General features: G+C 63.9%; 21 protein-coding genes. 8 read left to right on the top strand and 13 right to left on the bottom strand.

The features are described from left to right. Positions 1–6 precede the first annotated feature (6 nt). Positions 7–2,079, bottom strand: a complete 2,073-nt coding sequence (locus LRS11_RS19985) for a carboxy terminal-processing peptidase (RefSeq protein ID WP_260496962.1) — start codon at positions 2,077–2,079, stop codon at positions 7–9. A 134-nt stretch (positions 2,080–2,213) separates the two neighbouring features. Here LRS11_RS19985 and LRS11_RS19980 point away from each other — a divergent pair, with 134 nt between their 5' ends. Next, positions 2,214–3,176: an NAD(P)H-quinone oxidoreductase gene (locus LRS11_RS19980; protein ID WP_260494589.1), complete on the top strand. Its 963-nt coding sequence runs from the start codon at positions 2,214–2,216 to the stop codon at positions 3,174–3,176. Positions 3,177–3,231: 55 nt separating this feature from the next. Here the strand turns inward: LRS11_RS19980 and LRS11_RS19975 are convergent, their stop codons facing one another. From LRS11_RS19975 to LRS11_RS19950, 6 genes are read right to left on the bottom strand one after another with little or no spacing between them, the layout of a single operon-like run. Next, positions 3,232–3,885, bottom strand: coding sequence for an HAD family phosphatase (locus LRS11_RS19975; RefSeq protein ID WP_260496961.1), 654 nt, complete (start codon positions 3,883–3,885; stop codon positions 3,232–3,234). Then, positions 3,885–4,874 (bottom strand): ABC transporter ATP-binding protein, encoded by a 990-nt coding sequence (locus LRS11_RS19970; RefSeq protein ID WP_260494588.1) that lies wholly within the window; start codon positions 4,872–4,874, stop codon positions 3,885–3,887. Before LRS11_RS19970 ends, LRS11_RS19975 begins: the two co-directional genes overlap by 1 nt. Then, a complete protein-coding gene (locus LRS11_RS19965; RefSeq protein ID WP_260494587.1) occupies positions 4,871–5,668 on the bottom strand; it encodes an ABC transporter permease in 798 nt (265 codons plus the stop codon). Before LRS11_RS19965 ends, LRS11_RS19970 begins: the two co-directional genes overlap by 4 nt. Then, a complete protein-coding gene (locus tag LRS11_RS19960; protein ID WP_260494586.1) occupies positions 5,655–6,500 on the bottom strand; it encodes an ABC transporter permease in 846 nt (281 codons plus the stop codon). Before LRS11_RS19960 ends, LRS11_RS19965 begins: the two co-directional genes overlap by 14 nt. Continuing rightward, positions 6,497–7,303 carry an alkaline phosphatase family protein gene (locus LRS11_RS19955; protein WP_260494585.1) on the bottom strand — a complete coding sequence of 269 codons (807 nt, stop codon included), beginning with the start codon at positions 7,301–7,303 and terminating at the stop codon, positions 6,497–6,499. The genes LRS11_RS19960 and LRS11_RS19955 overlap by 4 nt, the downstream gene beginning before the upstream one ends. A 58-nt stretch (positions 7,304–7,361) precedes the next feature. Then, the gene (locus tag LRS11_RS19950; protein WP_260494584.1) at positions 7,362–8,417 is read right to left on the bottom strand and encodes an ABC transporter substrate-binding protein; all 1,056 of its coding nucleotides are present in this window, start codon (positions 8,415–8,417) and stop codon (positions 7,362–7,364) included. Positions 8,418–8,730: 313 nt separating this feature from the next. On the opposite strand from LRS11_RS19950, the gene LRS11_RS19945 reads away from it, so the two are divergent. Further along, positions 8,731–9,447, top strand: coding sequence for a UTRA domain-containing protein (locus tag LRS11_RS19945; protein ID WP_173207999.1), 717 nt, complete (start codon positions 8,731–8,733; stop codon positions 9,445–9,447). Positions 9,448–9,593: 146 nt separating this feature from the next. Here the strand turns inward: LRS11_RS19945 and LRS11_RS19940 are convergent, their stop codons facing one another. After that, a complete protein-coding gene (locus LRS11_RS19940; protein ID WP_260494583.1) occupies positions 9,594–10,391 on the bottom strand; it encodes an MBL fold metallo-hydrolase in 798 nt (265 codons plus the stop codon). Between the two features lie 84 nt (positions 10,392–10,475). Here LRS11_RS19940 and LRS11_RS19935 point away from each other — a divergent pair, with 84 nt between their 5' ends. The 5 genes from LRS11_RS19935 to LRS11_RS19915 all read left to right on the top strand — a co-directional run bounded on the left by LRS11_RS19935 (position 10,476) and on the right by LRS11_RS19915 (position 16,594). Next, positions 10,476–11,438, top strand: coding sequence for a GlxA family transcriptional regulator (locus tag LRS11_RS19935; RefSeq protein WP_260494582.1), 963 nt, complete (start codon positions 10,476–10,478; stop codon positions 11,436–11,438). Between the two features lie 566 nt (positions 11,439–12,004). After that, the gene (locus LRS11_RS19930; protein ID WP_260494581.1) at positions 12,005–12,904 is read left to right on the top strand and encodes a MotA/TolQ/ExbB proton channel family protein; all 900 of its coding nucleotides are present in this window, start codon (positions 12,005–12,007) and stop codon (positions 12,902–12,904) included. Positions 12,905–12,906: 2 nt separating this feature from the next. After that, on the top strand, positions 12,907–13,341 hold the full coding sequence (gene exbD / locus LRS11_RS19925) for a TonB system transport protein ExbD (protein WP_173207991.1): 435 nt from the start codon (positions 12,907–12,909) through the stop codon (positions 13,339–13,341). Then, on the top strand, positions 13,341–14,054 hold the full coding sequence (locus LRS11_RS19920) for a TonB C-terminal domain-containing protein (RefSeq protein ID WP_260494580.1): 714 nt from the start codon (positions 13,341–13,343) through the stop codon (positions 14,052–14,054). Before exbD ends, LRS11_RS19920 begins: the two co-directional genes overlap by 1 nt. A gap of 17 nt (positions 14,055–14,071) precedes the next feature. Then, a complete protein-coding gene (locus LRS11_RS19915) occupies positions 14,072–16,594 on the top strand; it encodes an ankyrin repeat domain-containing protein (protein WP_260494579.1) in 2,523 nt (840 codons plus the stop codon). 142 nt (positions 16,595–16,736) lie between these two features. Here LRS11_RS19915 and LRS11_RS19905 read toward each other — a convergent pair whose 3' ends face one another. The 5 genes from LRS11_RS19905 to minC form a co-directional block, all read right to left on the bottom strand. Then, complete coding sequence (locus LRS11_RS19905) at positions 16,737–18,026, bottom strand: M18 family aminopeptidase (protein WP_260494578.1); 1,290 nt, start codon at positions 18,024–18,026, stop codon at positions 16,737–16,739. 242 nt (positions 18,027–18,268) lie between these two features. Further along, a complete protein-coding gene (locus LRS11_RS19900; RefSeq protein ID WP_260494577.1) occupies positions 18,269–18,904 on the bottom strand; it encodes an RluA family pseudouridine synthase in 636 nt (211 codons plus the stop codon). 56 nt (positions 18,905–18,960) lie between these two features. After that, positions 18,961–19,215 (bottom strand): cell division topological specificity factor MinE, encoded by a 255-nt coding sequence (minE, locus tag LRS11_RS19895; protein ID WP_021701941.1) that lies wholly within the window; start codon positions 19,213–19,215, stop codon positions 18,961–18,963. Next, positions 19,215–20,027 (bottom strand): septum site-determining protein MinD, encoded by an 813-nt coding sequence (gene minD, locus LRS11_RS19890; RefSeq protein WP_173207973.1) that lies wholly within the window; start codon positions 20,025–20,027, stop codon positions 19,215–19,217. The genes minE and minD overlap by 1 nt, the downstream gene beginning before the upstream one ends. Positions 20,028–20,129: 102 nt before the next feature. Continuing rightward, positions 20,130–20,861, bottom strand: coding sequence for a septum site-determining protein MinC (gene minC / locus LRS11_RS19885; protein WP_260494576.1), 732 nt, complete (start codon positions 20,859–20,861; stop codon positions 20,130–20,132). Between the two features lie 111 nt (positions 20,862–20,972). Here minC and LRS11_RS19880 point away from each other — a divergent pair, with 111 nt between their 5' ends. After that, positions 20,973–21,902, top strand: coding sequence for a lipid A biosynthesis lauroyl acyltransferase (locus tag LRS11_RS19880; protein ID WP_260494575.1), 930 nt, complete (start codon positions 20,973–20,975; stop codon positions 21,900–21,902). The last annotated feature ends 28 nt before the right edge of the window (positions 21,903–21,930 follow it).

The raw sequence follows: 21,930 nt of genomic DNA, 5'->3' as shown, positions 1-21,930 counted from the left end.
GCCGCTTCAGTGCTTGGCCACCTGGGTATCCATACCGAGGTAGTCGAGCAGGATGCGTCCGCTCTCGCTCAGGTAGGCATCGTCTTCCGGTTTGGTCTTTTCCGGTTCGACGGGAAGGCTGTCTTCATCCTCTTCCTTGATTTCCTTGAGCAGCTCCTCGCCCTTGGCCTTGCGCTTGGCGTTTTCCAGGGCCAGCTGACGCGCTTCGATATCGGCACGCTGGCTGCGGCGGGTCTGCTCGTTGAGGCTGATGCTGGTCTGCTGCATCAGTTCCTGGGCCAGGGCCAGGCGCTCGCGGGTGAAGACGAAGTCGGGGTTTTCTGCCGTGCGCGCTTCGTGGCGGGCTTTCAGTTCGGCCAGGAATGGCTTGAACGGATCGCTTTCCGGCTTGATCGCCGGGCGGATGCTGTCCCAGGGCATGGCTTCGGGTAGGGCGCTTTCACCGATTTCCTTGGTGTCGACGATGTCCGGGTAGGCGATATCTGGCAGCACGCCCTGGTGCTGGGTGCTCTGCCCGGAAACCCGGTAGAACTTGGCCAGGGTCAGTTTCAGCTCGCCGTGGTTGAGCTCCTGGATGGTCTGCACCGTGCCCTTGCCGAAGGTCTGGCCGCCGAGAATCAGGCCGCGGTGGTAGTCCTGCATGGCGCCGGCGAAGATTTCCGAGGCGGAGGCCGAGAGGCGGTCGACCAGCACAGCCAGCGGGCCGCTGTAGAACACCCCGGGTTCCTCGTCGGCCAGTACGTCGACGCGGCCGTCGCTGTTGCGCACCAGCACGGTCGGGCCTTGGTCGATGAACAGGCCGGTCAGCTCGGTAGCTTCCTGCAGCGAGCCGCCGCCGTTGTCGCGCAGATCGAGGACGACACCGTCGACCTTGTCTTTTTCCAGCTCGGTGAGCAGGCGTTTGACGTCGCGGGTGGTGCTCTTGTAGTTCGGATCACCGGCGCGGAAGGCTTTGAAGTCCAGGTAGAAGGCTGGCACCTTGATCACCCCGAGCTTGTAGTCGCGGCCGTCATGGTTGAGCTTGAGCACCGACTTCTGGGCGGCCTGCTCTTCCAGCTTGACCGCTTCGCGGATGATGCTGACGACCTTGCTGGTCTGGTCGCTCGGCGCATTGCTGGCCGGGATCACTTCCAGACGCACCTTGGAACCTTTCGGTCCGCGAATCAGCTTGACCACTTCGTCCAGGCGCCAGCCGATCACATCGACCATGTCCTTGTCGCCCTGCGCCACGCCGATGATCTTGTCGGCCGGAACGATCTGCTTGCTCTTCTCCGCCGGACCGGCCGGCACCAGGCGTACCACCTTGACGTGCTCATTGTCGGACTGCAACACGGCGCCGATGCCTTCCAGCGACAGGCTCATGTTGATGTCGAAGTTCTCCGCGTTGTCCGGGGAGAGGTAGTTGGTGTGCGGGTCGTAGGTCTGCGCGAAAGCGTTGATGTAGGTCTGGAACACGTCCTCGCCGCTGGTCTGGTCGAGGCGCTTGAGCTGTCTCTTGTAACGTTTGCTCAGCAGTTCTTCGATGGCCTTGGGTTCCTTGCCGGCCAGTTTCAGGCGCAGCACTTCATCCTTGACGCGTTTGCGCCAGAGGTCATCGAGTTCGGCGCGGTCTTTGGCCCAGGGCGCGTTCTCACGCTCCACCAGCAGGCTTTCCTCGACGCTGAAATCGAGTTTGGAGGTGTCCTGCAGCAACTGAATGGCGTAGTCCAGACGCTCCTGCACGCGCACCAGCTGGCGCTTGTACATGAGGAAGCCGGGCTCTAGGTCGCCGCTTTTCAGCAGGTCGTCGAACTTGTTGCGCCACTGGTCGAATTCGCCGATATCGGCGGCGGTGAAGTAGCTGCGCGCCGGATCGAGGGTCTTCAGGTAGCCGTCGTAGATCTTCTGCGAGCGTGCATCGTCGAGCGGCGGCTTGTTGTAGTGATGGCGCTTGAGCAGCTCCACTACATTGAGGCTGGCAATCACCTGCTCACGGTCGGGCTGCAGGTATTCCCAGTTCTCCGGGCCGGTCTTGGCGGCTGCGGGCAAGGCTTGCAGGCCCAGCACGAGAGCCAGGGCGGTAGAAGAGAAGCGCAGCATGGTGATTCGACGCGAGGGCAATTGATAACGCATATTAGGCCGTCATGTGAGCGCCAGGTTCCATTGAGCCGGGCGGCAGAATGCAGAAAGCCCGGCACACAACGCCGGGGGGGCTTGTTCACTATGGAGGCAGCATGAAGGCATTGCAAGGCGTCGAAGGGCAGGTGGAATGGTGCGAGCGGCCCGCTCCAGCCTGCGATGTAGGGCAGATTCGCGTGCGCGTGGCGGCGGCCGGGCTCAACCGTGCCGATCTGCTGCAGCGCGCCGGTCTGTACCCGCCGCCAGCGGGTAGCAGCGACGTGCTCGGCCTGGAGTGTTCCGGGGTGGTCAGCGAGGTCGGCGCCGGCAGTGCCTGGCAAGTCGGCGACCGGGTCTGCTGCCTGCTGGCCGGTGGCGGCATGGCCGAGGAGGTGGTGGTCGATGCCCGTCATGCACTGTCGGTGCCGCCAGGCCTGTCGCTGGCCGAAGCGGCGGCGCTGCCGGAGGTGTATGCCACTGCCTGGCTCAACCTGTTCCAGCTGGCCGGGCTGAAACCGGGTGAGAAGGTGCTGCTGCATGCCGGGGCCAGTGGCGTCGGCTCGGCGGCGATCCAGCTGTGCAAGGCCTTCGGCAGCCCGTGCTGGGTCAGTGTCGGCTCGACCGAGCGCCTGGCCTATTGCACCGGCCTCGGTGCCCAGGGCGGCGCGCTACGCGGCGAGAACCTGGCCAGCCTGCGCGACTTCGCGCCGTTCGACGTGATTCTCGATCCGGTGGGTGCGACCTACGCCGAGCTCAACCTCGAGCTGCTGGCGCGTGACGGGCGCTGGGTGAATATCGGCCTGATGGGCGGAAGTAAGGCGCAGCTGGATATGGCCCTGTTGCTCGGCAAACGCATTCAACTGACTGGTTCGACCCTGCGCAATCGCGATGATGAGTTCAAGGCGGCGCTGCTCAGCGATCTGGGTCAGCATGTCTGGCCATTGTTTGCCGAGGGCCGCTTGAAGCCACAACTGGAGCAGAGCTTCCCGGCCAAGGATGTGCAGGCCGCCTTTGCCGCGCTGGCGAGCAATCAGGTGGCCGGCAAGGTGGTGCTGCTGATCGATGAGAGCCTGGTGTAGCCGGCGCTGTCATGCACAAGGCCCGCAAAAGCGGGCCTTGTGCGTTATACCGTGCTCACTTCCAGCTGAGGATTTCCCAGCCCGCCTGCTCGGCATGTGCGCGCAGGGTCGAGTCCGGGTTGACCGCATGGGGGTATTCCACCAGCGAGAGCAGTGGCAGGTCGTTGCGCGAGTCGGAGTAGAAGTGTGCGTCGACCAGGCTCTCGTCTTGCTCGGCCAACCAGTCTTGCAGGCGGACGACCTTGCCTTCGCGGTAGGTCAGCACGCCTTGGGTCTTGCCACTGTAGTGGCCGTGCTGCTGCTCCAGATCGATGGCCAGCACTTCCTCGATGCCCAGGCGCTCGGCGATGGCGCTGACCAGGAAATGCGCCGAAGCGGAGATCACCAGCAGGCGGTCGCCGGCGGCGCGGTGCTGGGCCAGGCAGCGCATGGCATCGCTGTAAATGATCGGCTCGATGACGTCCTCGACGAAGGGGCCGACGACGAACTCGACTTCCTCCTCGGTGCGGCCCACCAGCGGCGACAGGGTGTAGGCCATGTAGTCCTCCATGGCCAGCTTGCCCTGTGAGTAGAGCGCCATCAGCTCCTGCTCGCGGGCCAGGAAGCTGTCGCGGTCGACCCACTGGATGTCGGCCATATGGGTGGCCCACAGCGAGGCGCAGTCGCCGTCGATCAAGGTTTCGTCGAGATCAAAGATTGCCAGGGCCATCATGCCACCTCCCGGATTGCCTGTTCGTCGATGGTCAGGCCGATGCACTGGCCCTTGCCGATCAGGTCGCCTTCACGGCGGTTGAGTACATCCACCACCAGTTGCACGCCATTGGCTTCGACGCGGTAGCGGATGACGTTGCCGAGCAGGCTGTGGCCAAGGATTTCCGCGGCGATGGCGCCGCTGTGGTGCAGTTGGATGGCCTCTGGGCGGATGGCGATGCGGCTGCTGACCGGGCGCAGCAGCAAGCGACTGGCGGTTTGCGCGTCGAGCAGGTTGTAGTTGCCGATGAAACCGGCGGCGAAGGCATCCACCGGCGCGGTGTAGAGGGTCTCGGCGTCGCCGCTCTGGACGATCTTGCCGGCGTTCATCAGGAAGATGCGGTCGCTCATGGTCAGCGCCTCCTCCTGGTCGTGGGTGACGAAGATGGTGGTCAGGCCGAGGTCTTGCTGGATGCTGCGGATCTGCTCGCGCAGGTGCTTGCGGATGCGCGCATCCAGCGCCGACAGCGGCTCGTCGAGCAGCAGCAGGCGCGGGCGGGTGACCAGCGAGCGGGCCAGGGCCACCCGTTGGCACTGGCCGCCGGACAGCTGGTGCGGGTAACGGCTGGCGAAATCGCCCAGCTCGACCATGGCCAGGGCTTCCTGCACGCGCTGGGCGCTCTCTTCCTTGCCGACCTTGTGCATGCGCAGACCGAAGGCGACGTTCTGCGCCACGCTCATGTTGGGGAACAGCGCGTAGCTCTGGAACACCATGCCGATATCGCGCTTTTGCGGCGACAGTGGCACCAGGTCCTGGCCGGCGAGGAGGATCTGCCCACCGCCCACCTCGGTGAGGCCGGCGATGCAGCGCAGCAGGGTGGATTTGCCGCAACCGGACGGGCCGAGCAGGGTGACGAACTCGCCCTGGGCGATTTCGCAGTTGATGTCACTGAAGATCGAGGTGGCGCCGTAGCTTTTATGCAGGCCGCGGATGCTCAGGTAACTCATGGTCTGTCCTTGTTCAGGCGAGTGGCTGCCCAGGTGAAGATCAGCACGAAGAAGAAGTAGGAAATCACCAGCGCGCTGTTGAAGTGGCCGCTGCTGTTTTTCATGTTGTTCAGGTACACCTGCAGGGTTTCGTAGCGCGTGCCGACCAGCAGGTTGGCAAACACGAACTCACCGAACAGGAAGCTGAAGGAGAGAAACAGCGAGACCATCAGGCCCTTGCGCAGGTTGGGCAGGATCACCAGAAAGGCGGCCTGCCAGGTGCTGGCACCGAGCAGCTGGGCGGCATCCATCAGGTCGCGCAGGTTGATCGCCTGCAGGTTGTTGGTGATCGCCCGGTACATAAACGGCAGGGCCACGGTGAAGTAGCAGCCGATCAGAATCCACGGCGTGCCGACCATCGCCAGTGGCCCGGAACCGTAAACCTGCAGCAGGCCCACCGAGGACACCACTGGCGGCACGGCGAACGGCAGCAGAATCAGGATGTTCATCAGGCCGTCGAGCTTGGGGAAGTGGTAGTGCACCACAAACAGCAGCGGCAGTATCAATACGGTGGCCAGCAGCAGGGAGCCGAAGCACACCAGCAGTGACTGGCCGAAAGCGGCAAGGAAGCGCGGATCACTCCACAGCGCCACATACCACTTGAAGGTCAGGCCGGACGGCAGGATGGTCGCCGACCAACTGGTGGATAGCGAGTAGAGCAGGGTGCCGGCCAGCGGCAACAGCAGGGTCAGGAACAGCAGCCAGACCACCACACGGTGGTACAGCGCGGCCGGTTTGGCATCAGCGTGCGACATGGTAGCTCCTCTTCAGCAGCCACTGGTGTGCGGCGGTGATCACCACCATCAGGCCCACCAGTACCATCGCCAGGGCGCTGGCCATGTCCGGGTTGAGGCTGATATCGCCGGCGACCATGGCGGCGATGCGGATTGGCAGGACGTTGAAGTTGCCGGTGGTCAGCGCATACACCGTGGCGTAGGCGCCGAGGGCATTGGCCAGGAGGATGACGAAGGTGCCGAGTAGCGCCGGGGTCAGTACCGGAATGCCGATATGCCGCCAGAAGTCCCAGGTGCCGGCACCGAGCAGCGCCGCGGATTCGCGCCAGTCTTCACGCAGGGCGTCGAAGGCCGGGTAGAGCAGCAGCACGCCGAGGGGAATCTGGAAGTAGGTGTAGAGCACAATCAGCCCGGTTTTCGAGTACAGGTTGAAGTCTTCGATGATCCCGGCCTGCTTGAGCAGTAGGGTCAGCGCACCGTTGAAGCCGAGGATGATGATGAAGGCGAAAGCCAGCGGCACCCCGGCGAAGTTGCTGGTCATGTTGGAGAAGGCCATGACGAAGTCGCGCAGCTTGGAGTCGACCTGGCGCAGCGAGTAGCTGCCGAGCACTGCGATGAGGATGCCGAACAGGCTGGACCAGAAGGCGATCTGCAGGCTGTGCTTGATCGCCTGCAGGTAGAACTTGGAGCTGAAGATCTTCTCGAAATTACCCAGACCCCAGGCGTCGCCGACGCTCAGGCTGTGCACCGCGACCCACGCCAGTGGGGCGATCTGGAAGGCGATAAAGAAGATCGCGAAGGGCAGTAGGCACAGCAGGGCCAGCCATTTACCGCGGGGTTTGCTTGCTGTCACTTGAGCAATTCCTTGCACAGCGGTTTGTCGTGGCTGGCACCGAGCAGGGTGCAGATGGTGCCGCACAGTTCGGTTTGCCGTGGCTGCGCGTTGCCATCCAGGCTGAAGGCGCTGCCCGCGACGAACAACGGCACTTCGCGCTCCTCAGGCAGCAGGCCGTTGTGCGAGCGGTCGTTGTTCATGCCGTGGTCGGCGGTGACCAACACTTGATAACCGGCATCCAGCCAGCGCTGCAGGTATTCGGCCAGCAACAGGTCGGCGCGGCGCGCGCTGTTGCGATATTGCGCCGAGTCGAGGCCATGCTTGTGGCCGGCGTCGTCGATGTTCATCGGGTGCACCAGGAGGAAGTTCGGCTGGTGCTGCACGCGCAGGTGCTCGGCATCGGCGAACAGGTGTGAGTCCGGGTAGTGGTCGGCGTAATAGAAGTGGCCCTGCTGGATCGGCAGGCTGGTGTCGCTGGTGTGGCGGTCGCGGGCGGCATCGAAGGGCGCGCGGTTATACAGCTCGCTCATCCAGTGATAGGCCGCGGCGGCGGTGGACAGGCCAGCGTCACGGGCGTAGTGGAAGATGCTGCGCTGGTTGGACAGGCGCACCACGTCGTTGTGCACGATGCCGCTGTCGATCGGCGCCACGCCGGTCATCAGGCATTCGTAGAGCGGGCGGGACAGCGCGGGCAGCTCGCACTCGAGCTTGTACAGCGCTGCGCGGCCAGCGCCGCAGTAGGCCTGCAGATGGCCCAGCGCATGGCGGGCAACCTCGTAATTCAGGCCATCCAGTACCACCAGGATGACGTTGTGTTTCATCGAGCGATTTCCTTGAGCAAAAGCACGGCCCGGCGAGTGCCGGGCCGTGGGCGAACGCTTACTGCATTTCGATGATCACATTTTCCTGCCACAGCTGCGGCAGTGCTTTCGAAGTGGCTTCCCAGGCTGCCGGGTCCTTGATCGGCTGGACCTTGGCGTACTGCTCGTTGGGCAGCAGCTTGGCCTGTACCTCTGCTGGCAGGGTCAGGTGCTCGGCGCGGATCGGCCGGGCGTTGCCCTTGGCCAGGTTGATCTGCCCGGCGTCGCTCAGGATGTACTCACGCGCCAGCTTGGCCGCGTTGGGGTGCTTGGCGTACTTGTTGATCACCGTGGTGTAGCCGGAGATCACCGAACCATCGGACGGAATCAGCACTTCGAAGCGGCTCGGGTCGATCTGGTCGCGGTAGGACAGGCCGTTGAAGTCCCAGACGATGCCGACTTCCACTTCACCTTTTTCCAGGGTCTGGATGGTCGGGTTGGACAGGCCCAGGCGGCCCTGTTTGGCGATCTCGGCGAAGAAGTCCAGGCCCGGCTGGATGTTCTTCTCGTCGCCACCGTTGGCGATGGACGCGGCCAGTACGCCGTTGACGGCTTGGGCGGCGGCGCTGACGTCACCGATGGCGACCTTGTACTTGCCCTGTTTCAGGTCGGCCCAGGACTTGGGTACGTCCTTGACCAGCTGCTTGTTGACGATAAAGGCGATGGAGCCGGTGTAGGCCAGCATCCAGTGGCCGTCCGCGTCCTTGGCCCAGGTCGGAATCTGTTCCCAGGTGCTCGGTTTGTAGGCTTGGGTAACACCCTGCTGCACGGCAATGGGGCCGAAGGCCGCACCGACGTCGCCGATATCGGCGGTGGCGTTGTCTTTCTCGGCGGCGAATTTGGCGATTTCCTGGGCCGAGCTCATGTCGGTATCCATGTGCTTGAGGCCGTAGAGTTTGTTCAGGTCGACCCAGGTGTCCTTCCAGTTGGCCCAGCTGTCCGGCATGCCGACGCTGTTGACCTCGCCCTCTGCGCGGGCGGCTTTTTCCAGGCTCTTTACATCCTCGTTGGCCATGGCCTGGTTACCCAGAATAATGGCCGATCCCATCAGTGAAGCCAGCAGCAGGCGTTTCATGGTGAAGCTCCTTAGCAGGGTGAAAGATTGGTCTAGATCAGCAAGACCCAGGCCAATCTAGAGGCTTTCTATGACGTTTTTATGGCAACGCATTGCCCTGCTCCCCAGGGGCGCGCTGCGCCTGGAAGCGTAGACCATGGCTAAGTAACTGATTTACCAAAAGACTGCAGGGGCAGATGGCATGCCGCATGCAGGCACAAAGGCGCGGCTTGTGACTGTCATCCCGCAGTCATCCAGCTTGCCTAGCATGGCCGCATCTTTGACCGGTTGTGCCCCTTGTTGGTGCTGGTCTATTCCAGAGTGGAGTTTTTGCATGCGCGATGAAGCGCCCCGTACCGTTACCGCCATCTGCCGAGCCTTGCAGGAGCAGATCGAACATGGCCTGCTGACGCAGGGCAGCCAGCTGCCGGCCGAGCGCAAGCTCAGCGAGCTGTTCGAGACCACCCGCATTACCCTGCGCGAGGCGCTGGGGCAGCTGGAAGCCGAAGGCCTGATCTACCGCGAGGAGCGTCGCGGCTGGTTCGTTTCGCCACCGCGCCTGGCCTACAACCCGCTGGTGCGCAGCCACTTCCATGCGATGGTGCGCGAGCAGGGGCGGCAGTCGTCCACCGAGCTGCTCAGTGCCAGGCTGATCCCGGCGCCGGTGGATATCTGCGCGCTGCTGGAGTTGCCGGCGCTGTCGGCGGTATTGCAGATCCGCCGCGCGCGGCGTATCGACGGGCGCCTGGTGCTGTACGTCGAGCACTACCTGAATCCGGCTTACTTCCCCGGCATCCTGCAGTTCGACCTGACCTGCTCGCTGACTGAGCTGTATGCCAGCGAGTACGCCATTCACTACGGGCGGGTGCGTTTCGACATCCTGCCCACCGCCTTGCCGGCCGAGGCGGCGAACAGCCTGAAGACCACCCTGGGCAGCCCGGCACTGCGCATCACCCGGGTGAACCGTGACCAGCACGGGCGGCTGATCGATTGCGACCTGGAGTTCTGGCGCCATGACGCCATTCACGTCAGCGTCGAAGTGCCGGAGTGAGAACCTGTTTACGATCTCCTGACTGTCGGCCATACCGCGTTAAAAACAGCCTCGGAATGCTCATTTACAGCTCGTAAACTGCGCTTCCTCGGCTGTTTTTGCCTTGTCTGGCTCTAATTCAGAAGATCGTAAACAGGTTCTGAGAGCTAGATGGCGACCAGCTTTTGCTTCTCCGTCGAGAACTGCAGGGTCTCGCCATCCAGCGGTACGCGTAGGCGCTCGCCGAGTCCCCGGCGCGTGGCCTCCTGCAGCAAGCCGGCGCGGGTCACCGGGCAATGATCGAGGGCTTCCAGGTGGTTGGCGACGATGAGGCCGCTGCTGAGCTGGAGCGCTGCGAGAATGTCGGCCTGGCCCATGATGATATCGCCGCCCAGATCGAAGCGCGCGCCACCGGCCGGCAGCACGCTGACCGCCGGCGCCAGTTGTGTCAGGCACTGGCGCACGTCTGCAGTGAGCAGGGTGTCACCGGCGATATAGAGGCTGGGTTCGTGGGGGATCTGGATGAAGTAGCCATAGCCGTGGGCCATCAGGCTGCCGATAAAGCCCTCGCCGTGTAGGCAGGGGATCGCCTGGATCGTGCCGTTGAAGAACGCCCCGCCTGCCTGGCTGGGCAGTTCCTGCACGTTGAGCCGGCGTTTGCGCAGGTAGTCCGCGTCCTCCGCCATGCACAGCACCGGGATATTGCGTTCGCGCAGCCAGCGGATGGCGGTGCGGTCGAGATGGTCGAAATGGCCTTTCTGGCAATGGGTGATCAGGCAATGGGTGACGCGCTGCAGCTGTGCGCTGGAGTTGTCCGGCAGCTCGACCAGCGGATTGCGCCGGCGCCGGGCGAGGTACTTGAGCGCGGGCAGCTGGCCCTGGGCGGCCAGCATGGGGTCGACCAGCAGGCGAACTTCGCCGAACTCGACGATCAGGGTGGCATTGCGCAGTTGGGTGATTTGCATGGCGACCTCCGGGATAGGAGGGCTCATTGTAAAAATCCGTCTGCGGGATAAAGATGGCAGGAATTGCCATAAATAGGACATTTCATGCCTATGCAGAAGATCGGCCTGCTGCTGTACCCCGGTTGCATGCCCGCGGGCCTGTTCGCCTTCGCCGACCTGCTGACGGCGGCCAATCGGCGCGCGGGTGAACAGCGTTTCGAGCTGTGCTGGGTGGGGCTGGACAAGGATCCGGTCGACTGTGCCCAGGGCTTGCGCTTGCAACCGCAGAGCAGCCTGGCCCAGGCCGCGTGCAGCGCCGTACTGATTCCCGGACTGTGGGCGGATTCGCAGGCGATGATCGCCCGGGCGCTGGAGGCCAATCGCGGCCTGATTCGGGCGCTGAGCCAGTTGCCGCGCAGCACGCGGCTGTGGAGCTACTGCACCGGTGTGTGTCTGCTGGCGCAGAGCGGGCGTTTGCAGGGGGAACGCGCGACGGCCACCTGGTGGCTGGCGTCCAGCCTGCAGCAGAGCTTTCCCCAGGTGGAGTGGCAGTTCGAGCAGACCCAGGTGAGCAATCGCCTGACTGCCACGGCCTCCGGCGTCAGCGGTTACCTGCCGATCGCCCGGGCGTTGATCGAGGAGCAGCTGGGCGCGCTGGTCTATCGCGAGATCGCCACGCTGATGGTGCTGCCGCGCCCGGAGCCGGCGACGCCGGTGTTTCGCTCCGTCGGCCTGATGCAGCAGACGGATCCGCTGCTGCGCCGCTTGCACCTGTTGGTGGAGCGCCTGCCGGCCCAGCAGCTCGGTGTGCAGCGGCTCGCCGATGAGCTGGCCGTTTCCGCCCGCACCCTGGCGCGCAAGGTGCGGGCGCTGACAGGGCTGGCAGTGGCGGATCAGGTGCGCCTGATCAAGCTCAACCAGGCCAGCGAACGGCTGATCCTCACGGCTGATTCGATCAGCCGGATCAGCTCCGCCCTGGGCTACGGCGATGAGTCCAGTTTTCGGCGCACCTTCAAGCACGTCACCGGGCTGACCCCCGCCGCCTATCGGCAGCAGTACAAAGTCTAGAACCGCTCTGCAATTTGACGTTTTAGTGCAAGCCCAAGCCGATCGCTGAGTTCAAACAATGGTTTACTCAGAACCTGTTCACGATCTTTTGGACTAGAGCCAGACAAGGCAAAAACAGGCGAGGAAGCGGAGTTTACGAGCTGTAAATGAGCATTCCGAGCCTGTTTTTAACGCGGTATGGCCGACGGCCAGGAGATCGTGGACAGGTTCTCAGAAGGGGGCGCGGCTCGTTCCTTGCGCCTAACAAGACAGCATGTTCCCGCCTGCATCTGCTGAAAGTTAGGGAGTTTGCCTCTTTTCTGAGCTTGCCGGCATAGGCACTATGAGTCGCCGCGCTGTTAGCCGGCCGTTGAAACATAGGCGAGGCAGCCTAGGCAAGGGGCTAGGTTAGTAACAGCCTGTGGCTGTTACTGACGTGGCGCCTTGTCTGGCTCTAGTCCAAAAGATCGTGAACAGGTTCTAAGCCGCAAGCGGCTTACCGAGCCTGTTTTTATGGCAGCGTGGGTGGTTTTTCAACGGCCTGATCAACCACGCAGGTCGCTCTAATAAAAAGACAGGGAGGTTGTATGCAACTCGGTTCTATTGGTTTCTCGATGGCGCGCTGGCAGGCGCGAGTGCGTCTGGCGGCACTCTTGGTGCTTGTTGGCCTGAGCGGGGTAACCGCCAACGCTGTATTGGCCCAGGCCGATGCGCCCGCAGGCATGCAGCAGCCTGGCGCCGTTGCCACTCCCGTACCCACTACCCCGGCCACCTCCGCAGCAACGCCGAGCCTGGCTGGCGCCGTTGCCGAGACGCAACCCTTCGGCGTGCGCGAGATGTTCGGGCAAGCCGACTGGGTGGTTAAGTCGGTGATGATCTTCCTGGCCTTTTGCTCGTTGCTGACCTGGGCGGTGCTGTTCGAGAAGCTGTTTGTCTTCGCCCGTGCCCGGCGCGCCAACAATCGCTTTCTCGAGGCCTTCCGCAAGGGTGAGCTGGAGCACCTGAGTCCCGTGGCCAGCAACAGCGCCATGGCGCGTATGTGGCAGGTCGGCCAGGCCGAACTCAAACACTTCGGCCGCAAGTGCAACAAGGACGCCAGCGCCGATCAGATCAACCGCCTGTTGCAGCGTATCTCGCTGACTTCGAGCATCGTTCAGGAGCGCGATCTGGCGCGCTTGGGCAGCCTGATGGGGGTGCTGGCGACCATAGGCGCCACGGCACCCTTTATCGGCCTGTTCGGTACCGTTTGGGGCATCCTCAACAGCTTCGCCAATATCGCCACGATGAAATCCTCCAGTCTGGCGATTGTCGCGCCGGGTATCGCCGAGGCCTTGCTGGCCACTGCGCTGGGGCTGTTTGCGGCTATCCCCGCGGTGATGATCTTCAACAAGTTCGCCAGGGACATTAACGGCTTCGTCGGCGCCCTGGATAACTTCTCGGCGGAGATGATCGCGGCCATGTCGCGCAAGCTGGATGAGGTGCACTGAGCATGAGCATCCAGTTCAATTCCGGGCCCATGGTCAAACGCCACAACTATCAACAGAACGCCGAGATGAACATCACGCCCTTCGTCGATGTGATGCTGGTGCTGTTGATCATCTTTATGGTCGCCGCGCCGCTGGCCACCGTTGATGTGCCGGTGGATCTGCCGAGCAATGCCGCGGCGCCGACCCCGCCGCCGACCGATCCGCTGTATATCAGCGTGCAGGCCGATGGCCTGTTGTTCGTCCAGGAACAAGGCGTGGCGCTGGCCGAACTGGCTGGCGTGGTGCGCGGCGCCACCGGCAATCGGCTGGATACCCGTCTGTTTCTTCGCGGCGATCAGGCGGTGGATTACGGCACCCTGATGCGGGTGATGAATAACCTGCAAAAAGCCGGTTACAGCCAGATCAGCCTGGTGGCAGCGCAAGAGCTGACGCCCTGATGGCTGGCCCCAGGATCGAAGTTCACTGGCCGATCCGCCTGCTGGTTATTCTGGTTTCCCTGGCACTGCACGGCGCGTTGCTGGTCTGGTTGTTAAGCGCTGATCTGCGTCAGCCGCTGCCTGAGCAGCCGCAAGCGATTGCCGTGCAGATGGTTGAGCTGCCTGTGCCAGTGCCGGAACCAGAGCCGGAGCCCGAACCAGAACCGCCTGAACCCGAACCCATTCCTGAACCGGAGCCTGCGCCGCCGCCCCCGGTGAAAGCGCCCGTGGTGAAAAAAACTGCACCGCCACCGCGCGCGCCAAGCAAGTCCGCCGGCCCACCGGTGCATGCGTTTGGTGCCAATAACGATTGGGCCGCGCCACCCACTCCAGCGCCAAGCGCCAGCCGTAGCCGGCAAGTCCCGTCGGACTATGCCGACACGGTGAAGAATCGGGTGATCGCCAATCTCAAACGTCCAGAAGGCGCGGTTTACAAGCCGCCACCCGGCTACAAGGGCGATCCCGCCGATCTCAAGAGGAAGTGTCTTATCTCTTATGAGATCACCCTGGATAGCAGCGGCAAGATGCTCTCCTACGAGATCGACCCCTGCGGCGACCCCCTATTGGATGCAGCTGCCGAGCAGGCCGTGCTCAAGGCGGGGCCATTTCCGCCGCCGCCCAACCAGGGTGCTGCGCGCTACACCGTGTACGGCACGGCAATCTTCATCAAATGACCCGGAGTCAGTGATCCATGTCGGTTTCCTTGTATTCGCGAATGGCCGCGCTGGCTGCCCTGGGCGCCGCGCTTGTGGCCTGTACCACGCCGGAGCCAATCGCCAAGCCCGTGGCGCAGCCGGTTCAGCCGCAGGCGGTGAGCCTGGCCAGTTTCGACTGTGTCGACGGATTGCCTGTGCTGCATCGGCAGATCTGCGCCAGCGAGGCGTTGGCTCGCCTGGACAAACAGGTGATTGAGCAGTACCGCAGCCGCCTGCGCGGCCTGGATCTGCCTGGCGCCTTGCTGCTGGAGGCCAATCAGCGCCAATGGCTGCTGAGCCGGGCGGGGCAATGCCCGCTGACCGATGCCGCCCAGGCGCAGGACTGTCTGACTGCCCTGTACCGCCAGCGCGCCGCCGACCTGGCCAACTGGCCCGAAGCCCGGCAGACGAATCCTCAAGATGCCCACGGCCTATCCGCCTACGCCGAATTCAGGTTGGCGGAGAGCCGCGATGCCAACCTGTGCGAGTCGATGAAAACGGCGCTGAATCAGGATTTGCAACGCAACGGCTTTCCCGTGCCGGCGCGCCTGCCGGGCGCCACGGCGCTAGCCGGCAGCCATGGCCCGGCCGCCAGCGTCGAGCTTGCCGGTCAGCGCTTCAGTGTCGAACTGTATGACGCCGGCCCCTACGCCAGCTATCAGCTGCGCGCGCGCGGGCTCAGCCGCAACGGCCAGCGGATCCTCGACGACAGCACTCTGCCGCGCTGGGTGGCGGAGCTACCCAACTATGGAGGGCGTGCCCATGTCTCCTCGTCGCAGACCCGCGACTACGGCGCTATCGATATCTTCCGCCTGGGTGGCCGGGAGCTGGTGCTGGTCAATGAAACCTGGGGCTTCTACTCGCCGGCGGCCCGCGGCGAATCGGCTTATGCAGGGCTCTATGCCCTGGACGGTTTGGGCCTGAAACCCTTGTGCCTGTACCAGGCCTACCTGACCCCGTCGCGCAGCAGTTCGGTGGACGGCTTGCCCGCGTTCGCGGCGTTGCAAGCCGAGCTGACCACCCTGGCCGGCGATCCGCCGGCCGAGGTGGCCCAGCATGAGCGCCTCGACAAAGCCCAGAGCCAGAAGGAAAGGCTATGGACGCTGCTCAATATGCCGCTGGTGGGCGTTGAGGAACTGCAGGCGTTTGGGCGCGAAGGGGCGATCCGTCAACGTCATGACGACAGCTTGAATCGGCTGTTCGACTGGTCGGAGCGCAACCTGGACAACAAGCTCTTCTACCGCCGCTTGCTGCCGATGCTACAACCGGCTCACAGCGAGCTGCAGCAGTCATTCAGAGACCAGGGCCTCGATCCAGCCCAGGCCAGCAGCGCCGCCGATCTGCTGCTGTATGAGAGTCTGGCCAGGGCCAGCGAGTACCTGGTCATGCCGGCCCCAGTCCCGGACCTTCCGCTGCCGCCGCATGCCGACTATCGCCCGCGCTATGCCGTCGCGCCGACGCCGGGTGAGCTGGAGCAGGGACGCAATTTCGCCACCTTGCACAGCGTATTGCTGAATAACGCGCCAGCCCATGTGGTGAATGACTTCATCGCCTACGAAAGCGAGAACCTCGGCGAGGATCGCGGGCTTAGTCTGGACGGCAGCCCGGCGGCCATGGCAGCGGTGCAGAATCCGCAGAGCCTCGAGCTGTTGTTGCGCAGCGATTTCGACGTCAATCAGAGCAATGCCTGGGGCAAAACCGCCTTGATGAGCGCAGCGCAGCTCAATCAGGCGGGCAGCGTGCGCCTGTTGCTCGGCAACGGCGCCGATGTGCACAGTCAGACCCGCTCGCTTCCCGGTGCGGGTGTCGGCGGCGTGGAGCGCAGCGAAGCCATGCAGTCGCGGCAAACCGCCTTGCTGGTTGCGGCCAGGCAGGCGGATGCGCAAGTGCTAGGTGCCTTGCGCGATGGCGGAGCCCTGCGTGAGGAGTGGCCGGGTTATGCGCAACAAGTCTGCGCGGCCCTCGACACTAATCCGCGGCTCGAGGGCAGCGCGCGCGAGCAACTCAGAGCGCCGCTATGCGGGACTTACAGCCCAGCGCCCAAGCAGGCGTTGCAGCAGTCCGTACAACTAATAGAACGTCCGGCCATGAGCCTGTTTGTCCGCCATTTCGATATGTCGCCGCAGGTCTTCGGCGTGGAGATTCGCCAGATGGCCCTCAATCTGGGTCTGACGGCGGTACGCCGCGGCAAGGTCAAAATCACCGGCCCCTTGACCCTGGTGTTCCCTGACCTTGCCGCGAACGGCCCACAGCGCGTGACGTTCGATCTGGGCTTGCCGGTGTCGGCCGGTGCGGCGGTGGTGAGCAACCACAAAGTGATTCGCAGCGAGCCGAGCCTGGTGTTGAGCACCGACTTCGATCAGCAGCGTAACGATGTCGAAGGCACCTGGCGCCTGTTGGCCGACGCTGCTGCTGCCCAGGGTTTGACCCCAAGCAACCAAGGCTATGTGGTAATCCACGGCAACGGCAACGGCAACGGCAGCGAGCGCACCGAGTATCAGTTGGTGGTAAAACGCTAAACAGCGGCTGGATTACTCCAGTCGCTGTTCCCCGGTAAAGCTCAAAGTCGCCTTGCAGCGCCGGCAGTAATAACGCCGGTCTTTTCCGACCAAGGCAGGGCGGGATGGCGCTGGCGCGGGCTGGCGAGCTGCTGGGAGTCCATCAGGCCAATTCAGGGCTGGCGTAGAAGGCTGCCAGCACTTTCACCAGGTGGGCCAGGTCGTGGCTGCCGGCCAGTTCGCGGATCGAGTGCATGGCGAAGGTCGGCAGGCCGATATCCACGGTGCGCACGCCCAGCTGGCTGGCGGTGATCGGGCCGATGGTCGAACCGCAGCCCATGTCGCTGCGCACCACGAAGCTTTGCACCGGTACTTCCTCGGCCAGGCACAGATGGCGGAAGAAACCGGCGGTCTCGCTGTTGGTGGCGTAGCGCTGGTTGCTGTTGACCTTGATCACCGGGCCGGCGTTGAGCTTGGGGCCGTGGTTGGCGTCGTGCTTGTCGGCGTAGTTGGGGTGCACACCGTGGGCGTTGTCGGCCGACACCAGCAGGGACTTCTGGATGCTGCGCACGAAGCCATCGCCTTCCGGCAGCACGCGGCGCAGCACCTGTTCAAGGAACGGGCCGTCGGCGCCGCAGGCCGAGCAGGAGCCGATCTCCTCGTGGTCGGTGCACACCAGCACGCAGGTCTCGTCGCCTTCGGCGGCGAGCAGGGCCTGCAGGCCGGCGTAGCAGGACAGCAGGTTGTCCAGGCGGGCGCCGGCGATGAAGTCCTGGTTGAGGCCGATTACCGCGGCGCTCTGGGTGTCGTAGAAGCTCAGTTCGTAGTCGAGCACCGCATCGGCGCTGAGGCCGTGCTCGCTGGCCAGGCGATCGGCGAGCAGGGCACGGAAGTCGGCCGGCTCTTCGCCGGCGATCTGCGCCAGGATCGGCGGCAGTTCGTTCTGCTGGTTGATCGGCCAGCCCTGGTTGGCTTCGCGGTTGAGGTGGATGGCCAGGTTGGGAATGGTGGCGATCGGCAACTCGAAATCGATCAGTTGGCTCTGCACCTTGCCGCCTTCGCGGAAGGTCACCCGACCGGCCAGTGACAGGTCGCGGTCGAACCAGGGGGCGAGCAGGGCGCCGCCGTAGACTTCCACGCCGAGCTGGAAGAAGCCCTGGCGCTGCAGTTCCGGCTGCGGCTTGACGCGCAGGCAGGGGCTGTCGGTATGCGCGCCGACCAGGCGCAGGCCGCCTTCCAGGGCGCTGCGCTTGCCCAGCTTGAAGGCGATGAGCGAGGAATCGTTGCGGGTCACGTAGTAGCGTCCACCGGCTTCGGTGTGCCAGGGCTCGCGCTCGTCCAGGGCTCGGTAACCGGCGGCTTGCAGGCGCTGGGCCAAGCTACGGGTGGCATGGAAGGGGGTGGGCGAGGCCTTGAGAAAGTCGATCAGGCCCTGGTTCAGTTCTTTGCGCATACACAGCTCCGGACAGCAATGCCCCGAGTTTATCGGATTCCGTGGCGCGTTTGGCAGGCGCGTGGCGTCTCGTGTGCCGTGTACGGCGTAGCCCGGATGCAATCCGGGAAGGGCTGTGCGGTATTGCCCCGGATTGCATCTGGGCTACGCAACTAAAGGGCGGGGAGGGTTGAGGGAGGGGGTTGCGGGTTAGTCCCTCTCCCCCGGCCCCTCTCCCACAGGTGGGAGAGGGGAGAAAGCCATCAGAACGGTGCCGGGCACTCGAAGCGCATACGCTCGCCGGTCTGCGGGTGGGTCAGGCTGAGCATGCTGGCGTGCAGGCACAGGCGTGGCCAGGCGGCCAGGGCCTGTTCGTGGGCGTACAGGCCGTCGCCCAGCAGCGGGTGGCCGATCGACAACATATGCACGCGCAGCTGGTGCGAGCGGCCGGTGATTGGTGTCAGCTCGACGCGGGTCCAGTCACCGCAGCGCTCCAGCATGCGCCAGTAGGTCAGCGCGTGTTTGCCCTGTTCGTGGTCGACCACATGGCGCGGCTTGGTTGGCGGGTCGTAGCGCAGTGGCAGGTCGATGCTGCCGCTGTCCAGTTCCGGCTGGCCCCAACACAGGGCGGTATAGGCCTTCTCGGTTTCGCGGTCGTGGAACTGGCGGGACAGCTCGCGGTGGCTGTCGGCGTCGCGGGCCAGGACGATGATGCCCGAGGTTTCCCAGTCCAGGCGGTGGACGATGCGCGCTTCCGGGTAGCCGTTTTCCTGCAGGCGGGTCACCAGGCAGTCGCGGTTGTCCTCGGCACGGCCGGGCACCGAGAGCAGCAGGGTGGGCTTGTTGATCACCAGCAGGGCAGCGTCCTGGTGGAGGATTTCGACATTCGACAGCGGCATGGGCGTTCCACAAATGACAACGGCGGCCTGGGCCGCCGTTGCATGCGCTCAACCAATCAACGATCGGGGAGCGTGATATTGAGTTCCAGAATGGAGCAGCTGCCCTGGTTTTCCAGCGCAACCTGCACCTGATCCTGCTCGATGTTGACGTACTTGCGGATCACCTCGACCAGTTCTTTCTGCAGGGCCGGCAGGTAGTCCGGCTGGCTGCGCTGGCCGCGCTCGTGGGCGACGATGATCGACAGACGCTCTTTCGCAATCGACGCAGGGGTTTCCTTCTTGCGTTCACGAAAGAAGTCGAAAATGTTCATTAGCGCGCTCCAAACAGGCGTTGCATGATTCCCTTCTTCTGCACATCGAGGAAGCGATGGGGCACTTCCTTGCCCAGCAGACGGTCGACGGCATCGCCGTAGGCCTGGCCGGCATCGCTCTCTTCGTCGAGGATCACCGGTACGCCCTGGTTGGAGGCCTTCAGCACGGCCTGGGACTCCGGAATCACGCCGAGCAGGTTGATGGCGAGGATTTCCTCGACGTCTTCCACGCCGAGCATTTCGCCCTTGGTCACGCGCTCCGGGTTGTAGCGGGTCAGCAGCAGACGCTCCTTGATCGGCTCCAGGCCCTGTTCGGCGCGGCGCGACTTGCTCGCCAGCAGGCCGAGCATGCGGTCGGAGTCGCGTACCGAGGAGACTTCCGGGTTGGTCACGACAATGGCTTCGTCGGCGAAGTACATGGCCAGGTGGGCACCGGTTTCGATACCAGCCGGCGAGTCGCAGATGACGTATTCGAAGTTCTTCGACAGCTCCTCGATGACCTTGCCGACGCCTTCTTTGGTCAGCGCGTCCTTGTCACGGGTCTGGCTAGCGGCCAGTACGTAGAGGTTTTCCAGGCGTTTGTCCTTGATCAGGGCCTGGGTCAGGGTCGCTTCGCCGTTGATCACGTTGACGAAGTCGTACACCACACGGCGCTCGCAACCCATGATCAGGTCGAGGTTGCGCAGGCCGACGTCGAAGTCGACGATCACGGTTTTGTGGCCGCGCAGGGCGAGGCCGGTACCGATGGCGGCGCTGGTGGTGGTTTTACCCACGCCACCCTTGCCGGAAGTGACTACGAGGATCTTGGCCACGGTGATTTACCCCAAATATATGAAAAATAAGGCAATCAAGAGCCGATAAAACGGGCTTCCCGATGCCTTTTTTAGGTCCCTGAAATGTGGCCGCAGTATCCGTTAAAGGCGGGTGATGTTCAACACGTCACCCGACAGGCTGACCTGTACCGACTGCCCCCACAACGGATCACGGCGCAGATCCTCGGCCGTCTTGTACTGGCCGGCCACGGAGAGCATTTCGGCGCCCATCTGCTGGCAGAAAATCCGTGCCTCGGCATTGCCTTTGACCCCGGCCAGGGCACGACCGCGCATCGGACCGTAAACATGGATATTGCCGTCGGCGAGAAGTTCCGCCCCGGCACTGACCGGTGCCAGCACGACCAGGTCACCGCCCTGGGCATAGATCTGCTGGCCACCACGCACCGGGGTGGTGACGATCTTGCTCGGTTTGAGCGGCGGTTCGGCGGGTTTTTCCGGCTTTTTGCGGGTTTCCACCGGTTCGACCAGCTTCTCGCGTGCACCGGACGGCGGCAGTACCGGCAGATCCAGGGCATTGGCGGCGGCGATGTCGTCCTCGCGGTTGGCGCGAATCGCCAGGGTGCGCAGGCCGTGGGTGCGGCACAGCTCCATCAGCTTGACCAGATCGAGGCTGCCTTCGCCCTCCGGCAGCTTGTCCAGGGCCAGCACCAGGGGGATGTTCTGGAAGAAATTGGGGGCCTGGGCGACTTTGTCGGCCAACTGGCGGTCCAGGCGTTCCAGGTCGTTGTGCGCCAGTTCCAGAATGGTGATGGCGAGCATGCTGCCCTTGAGCTGGAACACGGGGTCTTGGTCGAGGAGGTCGGCTTGGCTCATGGTCTACCCATCACACTGAATGGGCACGACTTATAGCGATTAGCCCGCATGGCCGCAAGCCGCGGCGAGTCCTGTAGAATGCGCGGCCCTGTTGTTTGTCCGGAATGATTCATGGATCGCCCGCATTTTCGTGCCTATTTTCTGCATCCGCGCTTTTGGCTGCTGTGGCTGGGCCTGGGCCTGCTCTGGCTGGTCTCGCTGTTGCCTTACCGGGTGCTGATGCTGCTGGGCCGTGGTCTGGGCGCCCTGATGTACCGCCTGGCCGGCTCGCGGCGCAAGATTGCTGCTTGCAACCTGGAATTGTGCTTCCCCGAGCTGTCCGCCGCCGAGCGTGAGCACCTGTTGCGGGAGAACTTTGCCTCCACCGGCATGACCTTCTTCGAGATGGCGATCAGTTGGTGGTGGCCGGCGGCGCGCCTGCGTCGGTTGGGCACTATCGAGGGCATCGAACACATCCGCCAGGCCGAGACGGAAGGGCAGGGCGTGATTCTCATGGCCCTGCACTTCACCACCCTGGAAATGGGCGGCGGCCTGCTCGGCATGGCCCAGGGCATGTACGGCATGTACCGTCCGCACAAGAATCCGCTGTTCGACTTTGTCCAGCGCAGCGGGCGCGAGCAGCGCCTGCTGGGGGTCATCGGCCGTGACGATGTGCGTGGCATGCTCAAGCTGCTGCGCGCCGGCGGGGTGGTCTGGTATGCGCCGGATCAGGACTACGGCGCCCAGCGCAGCATCTTCGTACCGCTGTTTGGCGTACCGGCGGCCACGGTGACGGCCACCAGCAAGTTCGCCCGTCTGGGCAAGGCGCGGGTGATCCCCTTTACCCAGGAGCGCCTGGCCGATGGCTCTGGATACCGGGTGGTCGTGCATCCGCCGCTGGCCGATTTCCCCGGTGAGAGCGAGGAGGCCGACTGCCTGCGCATCAACCAGTGGATCGAGCAGGCCATTCGCCGGCACCCGGAGCAGTATCTGTGGGCCCACCGGCGCTTCAAGACCCGTCCGCCGGGCGAGCCCAAGCTGTACAAAAAGCGCCGTCGATAGCGGCGCCCTATACTGGCAAAAAAGACCC

The sequence above is a fragment of the Pseudomonas sp. J452 genome (assembly GCF_024666525.1).
Lineage (GTDB): Bacteria > Pseudomonadota > Gammaproteobacteria > Pseudomonadales > Pseudomonadaceae > Aquipseudomonas.
Note: the sequence above shows the minus strand (reverse complement) of the source record. Positions and strands in the feature narration are given on the sequence as shown.

Coding starts and splice junctions, on each gene's coding strand:
- minC (WP_260494576.1), bottom strand. CDS start 20,861: ATGAGCCAAGCCGACCTCCTCGACCAAGACCCCGTGTTCCAGCTCAAG.
- LRS11_RS19940 (WP_260494583.1), bottom strand. CDS start 10,391: ATGCAAATCACCCAACTGCGCAATGCCACCCTGATCGTCGAGTTCGGC.
- LRS11_RS19935 (WP_260494582.1), top strand. CDS start 10,476: ATGCCTATGCAGAAGATCGGCCTGCTGCTGTACCCCGGTTGCATGCCC.
- LRS11_RS19920 (WP_260494580.1), top strand. CDS start 13,341: ATGGCTGGCCCCAGGATCGAAGTTCACTGGCCGATCCGCCTGCTGGTT.
- LRS11_RS19905 (WP_260494578.1), bottom strand. CDS start 18,026: ATGCGCAAAGAACTGAACCAGGGCCTGATCGACTTTCTCAAGGCCTCG.
- LRS11_RS19955 (WP_260494585.1), bottom strand. CDS start 7,303: ATGAAACACAACGTCATCCTGGTGGTACTGGATGGCCTGAATTACGAG.
- LRS11_RS19930 (WP_260494581.1), top strand. CDS start 12,005: ATGCAACTCGGTTCTATTGGTTTCTCGATGGCGCGCTGGCAGGCGCGA.
- LRS11_RS19970 (WP_260494588.1), bottom strand. CDS start 4,874: ATGAGTTACCTGAGCATCCGCGGCCTGCATAAAAGCTACGGCGCCACC.
- LRS11_RS19985 (WP_260496962.1), bottom strand. CDS start 2,079: ATGCTGCGCTTCTCTTCTACCGCCCTGGCTCTCGTGCTGGGCCTGCAA.
- minE (WP_021701941.1), bottom strand. CDS start 19,215: ATGAACATTTTCGACTTCTTTCGTGAACGCAAGAAGGAAACCCCTGCG.
- LRS11_RS19900 (WP_260494577.1), bottom strand. CDS start 18,904: ATGCCGCTGTCGAATGTCGAAATCCTCCACCAGGACGCTGCCCTGCTG.
- LRS11_RS19965 (WP_260494587.1), bottom strand. CDS start 5,668: ATGTCGCACGCTGATGCCAAACCGGCCGCGCTGTACCACCGTGTGGTG.
- LRS11_RS19950 (WP_260494584.1), bottom strand. CDS start 8,417: ATGAAACGCCTGCTGCTGGCTTCACTGATGGGATCGGCCATTATTCTG.
- LRS11_RS19915 (WP_260494579.1), top strand. CDS start 14,072: ATGTCGGTTTCCTTGTATTCGCGAATGGCCGCGCTGGCTGCCCTGGGC.
- LRS11_RS19880 (WP_260494575.1), top strand. CDS start 20,973: ATGGATCGCCCGCATTTTCGTGCCTATTTTCTGCATCCGCGCTTTTGG.
- LRS11_RS19945 (WP_173207999.1), top strand. CDS start 8,731: ATGCGCGATGAAGCGCCCCGTACCGTTACCGCCATCTGCCGAGCCTTG.
- exbD (WP_173207991.1), top strand. CDS start 12,907: ATGAGCATCCAGTTCAATTCCGGGCCCATGGTCAAACGCCACAACTAT.
- LRS11_RS19980 (WP_260494589.1), top strand. CDS start 2,214: ATGAAGGCATTGCAAGGCGTCGAAGGGCAGGTGGAATGGTGCGAGCGG.
- LRS11_RS19975 (WP_260496961.1), bottom strand. CDS start 3,885: ATGGCCCTGGCAATCTTTGATCTCGACGAAACCTTGATCGACGGCGAC.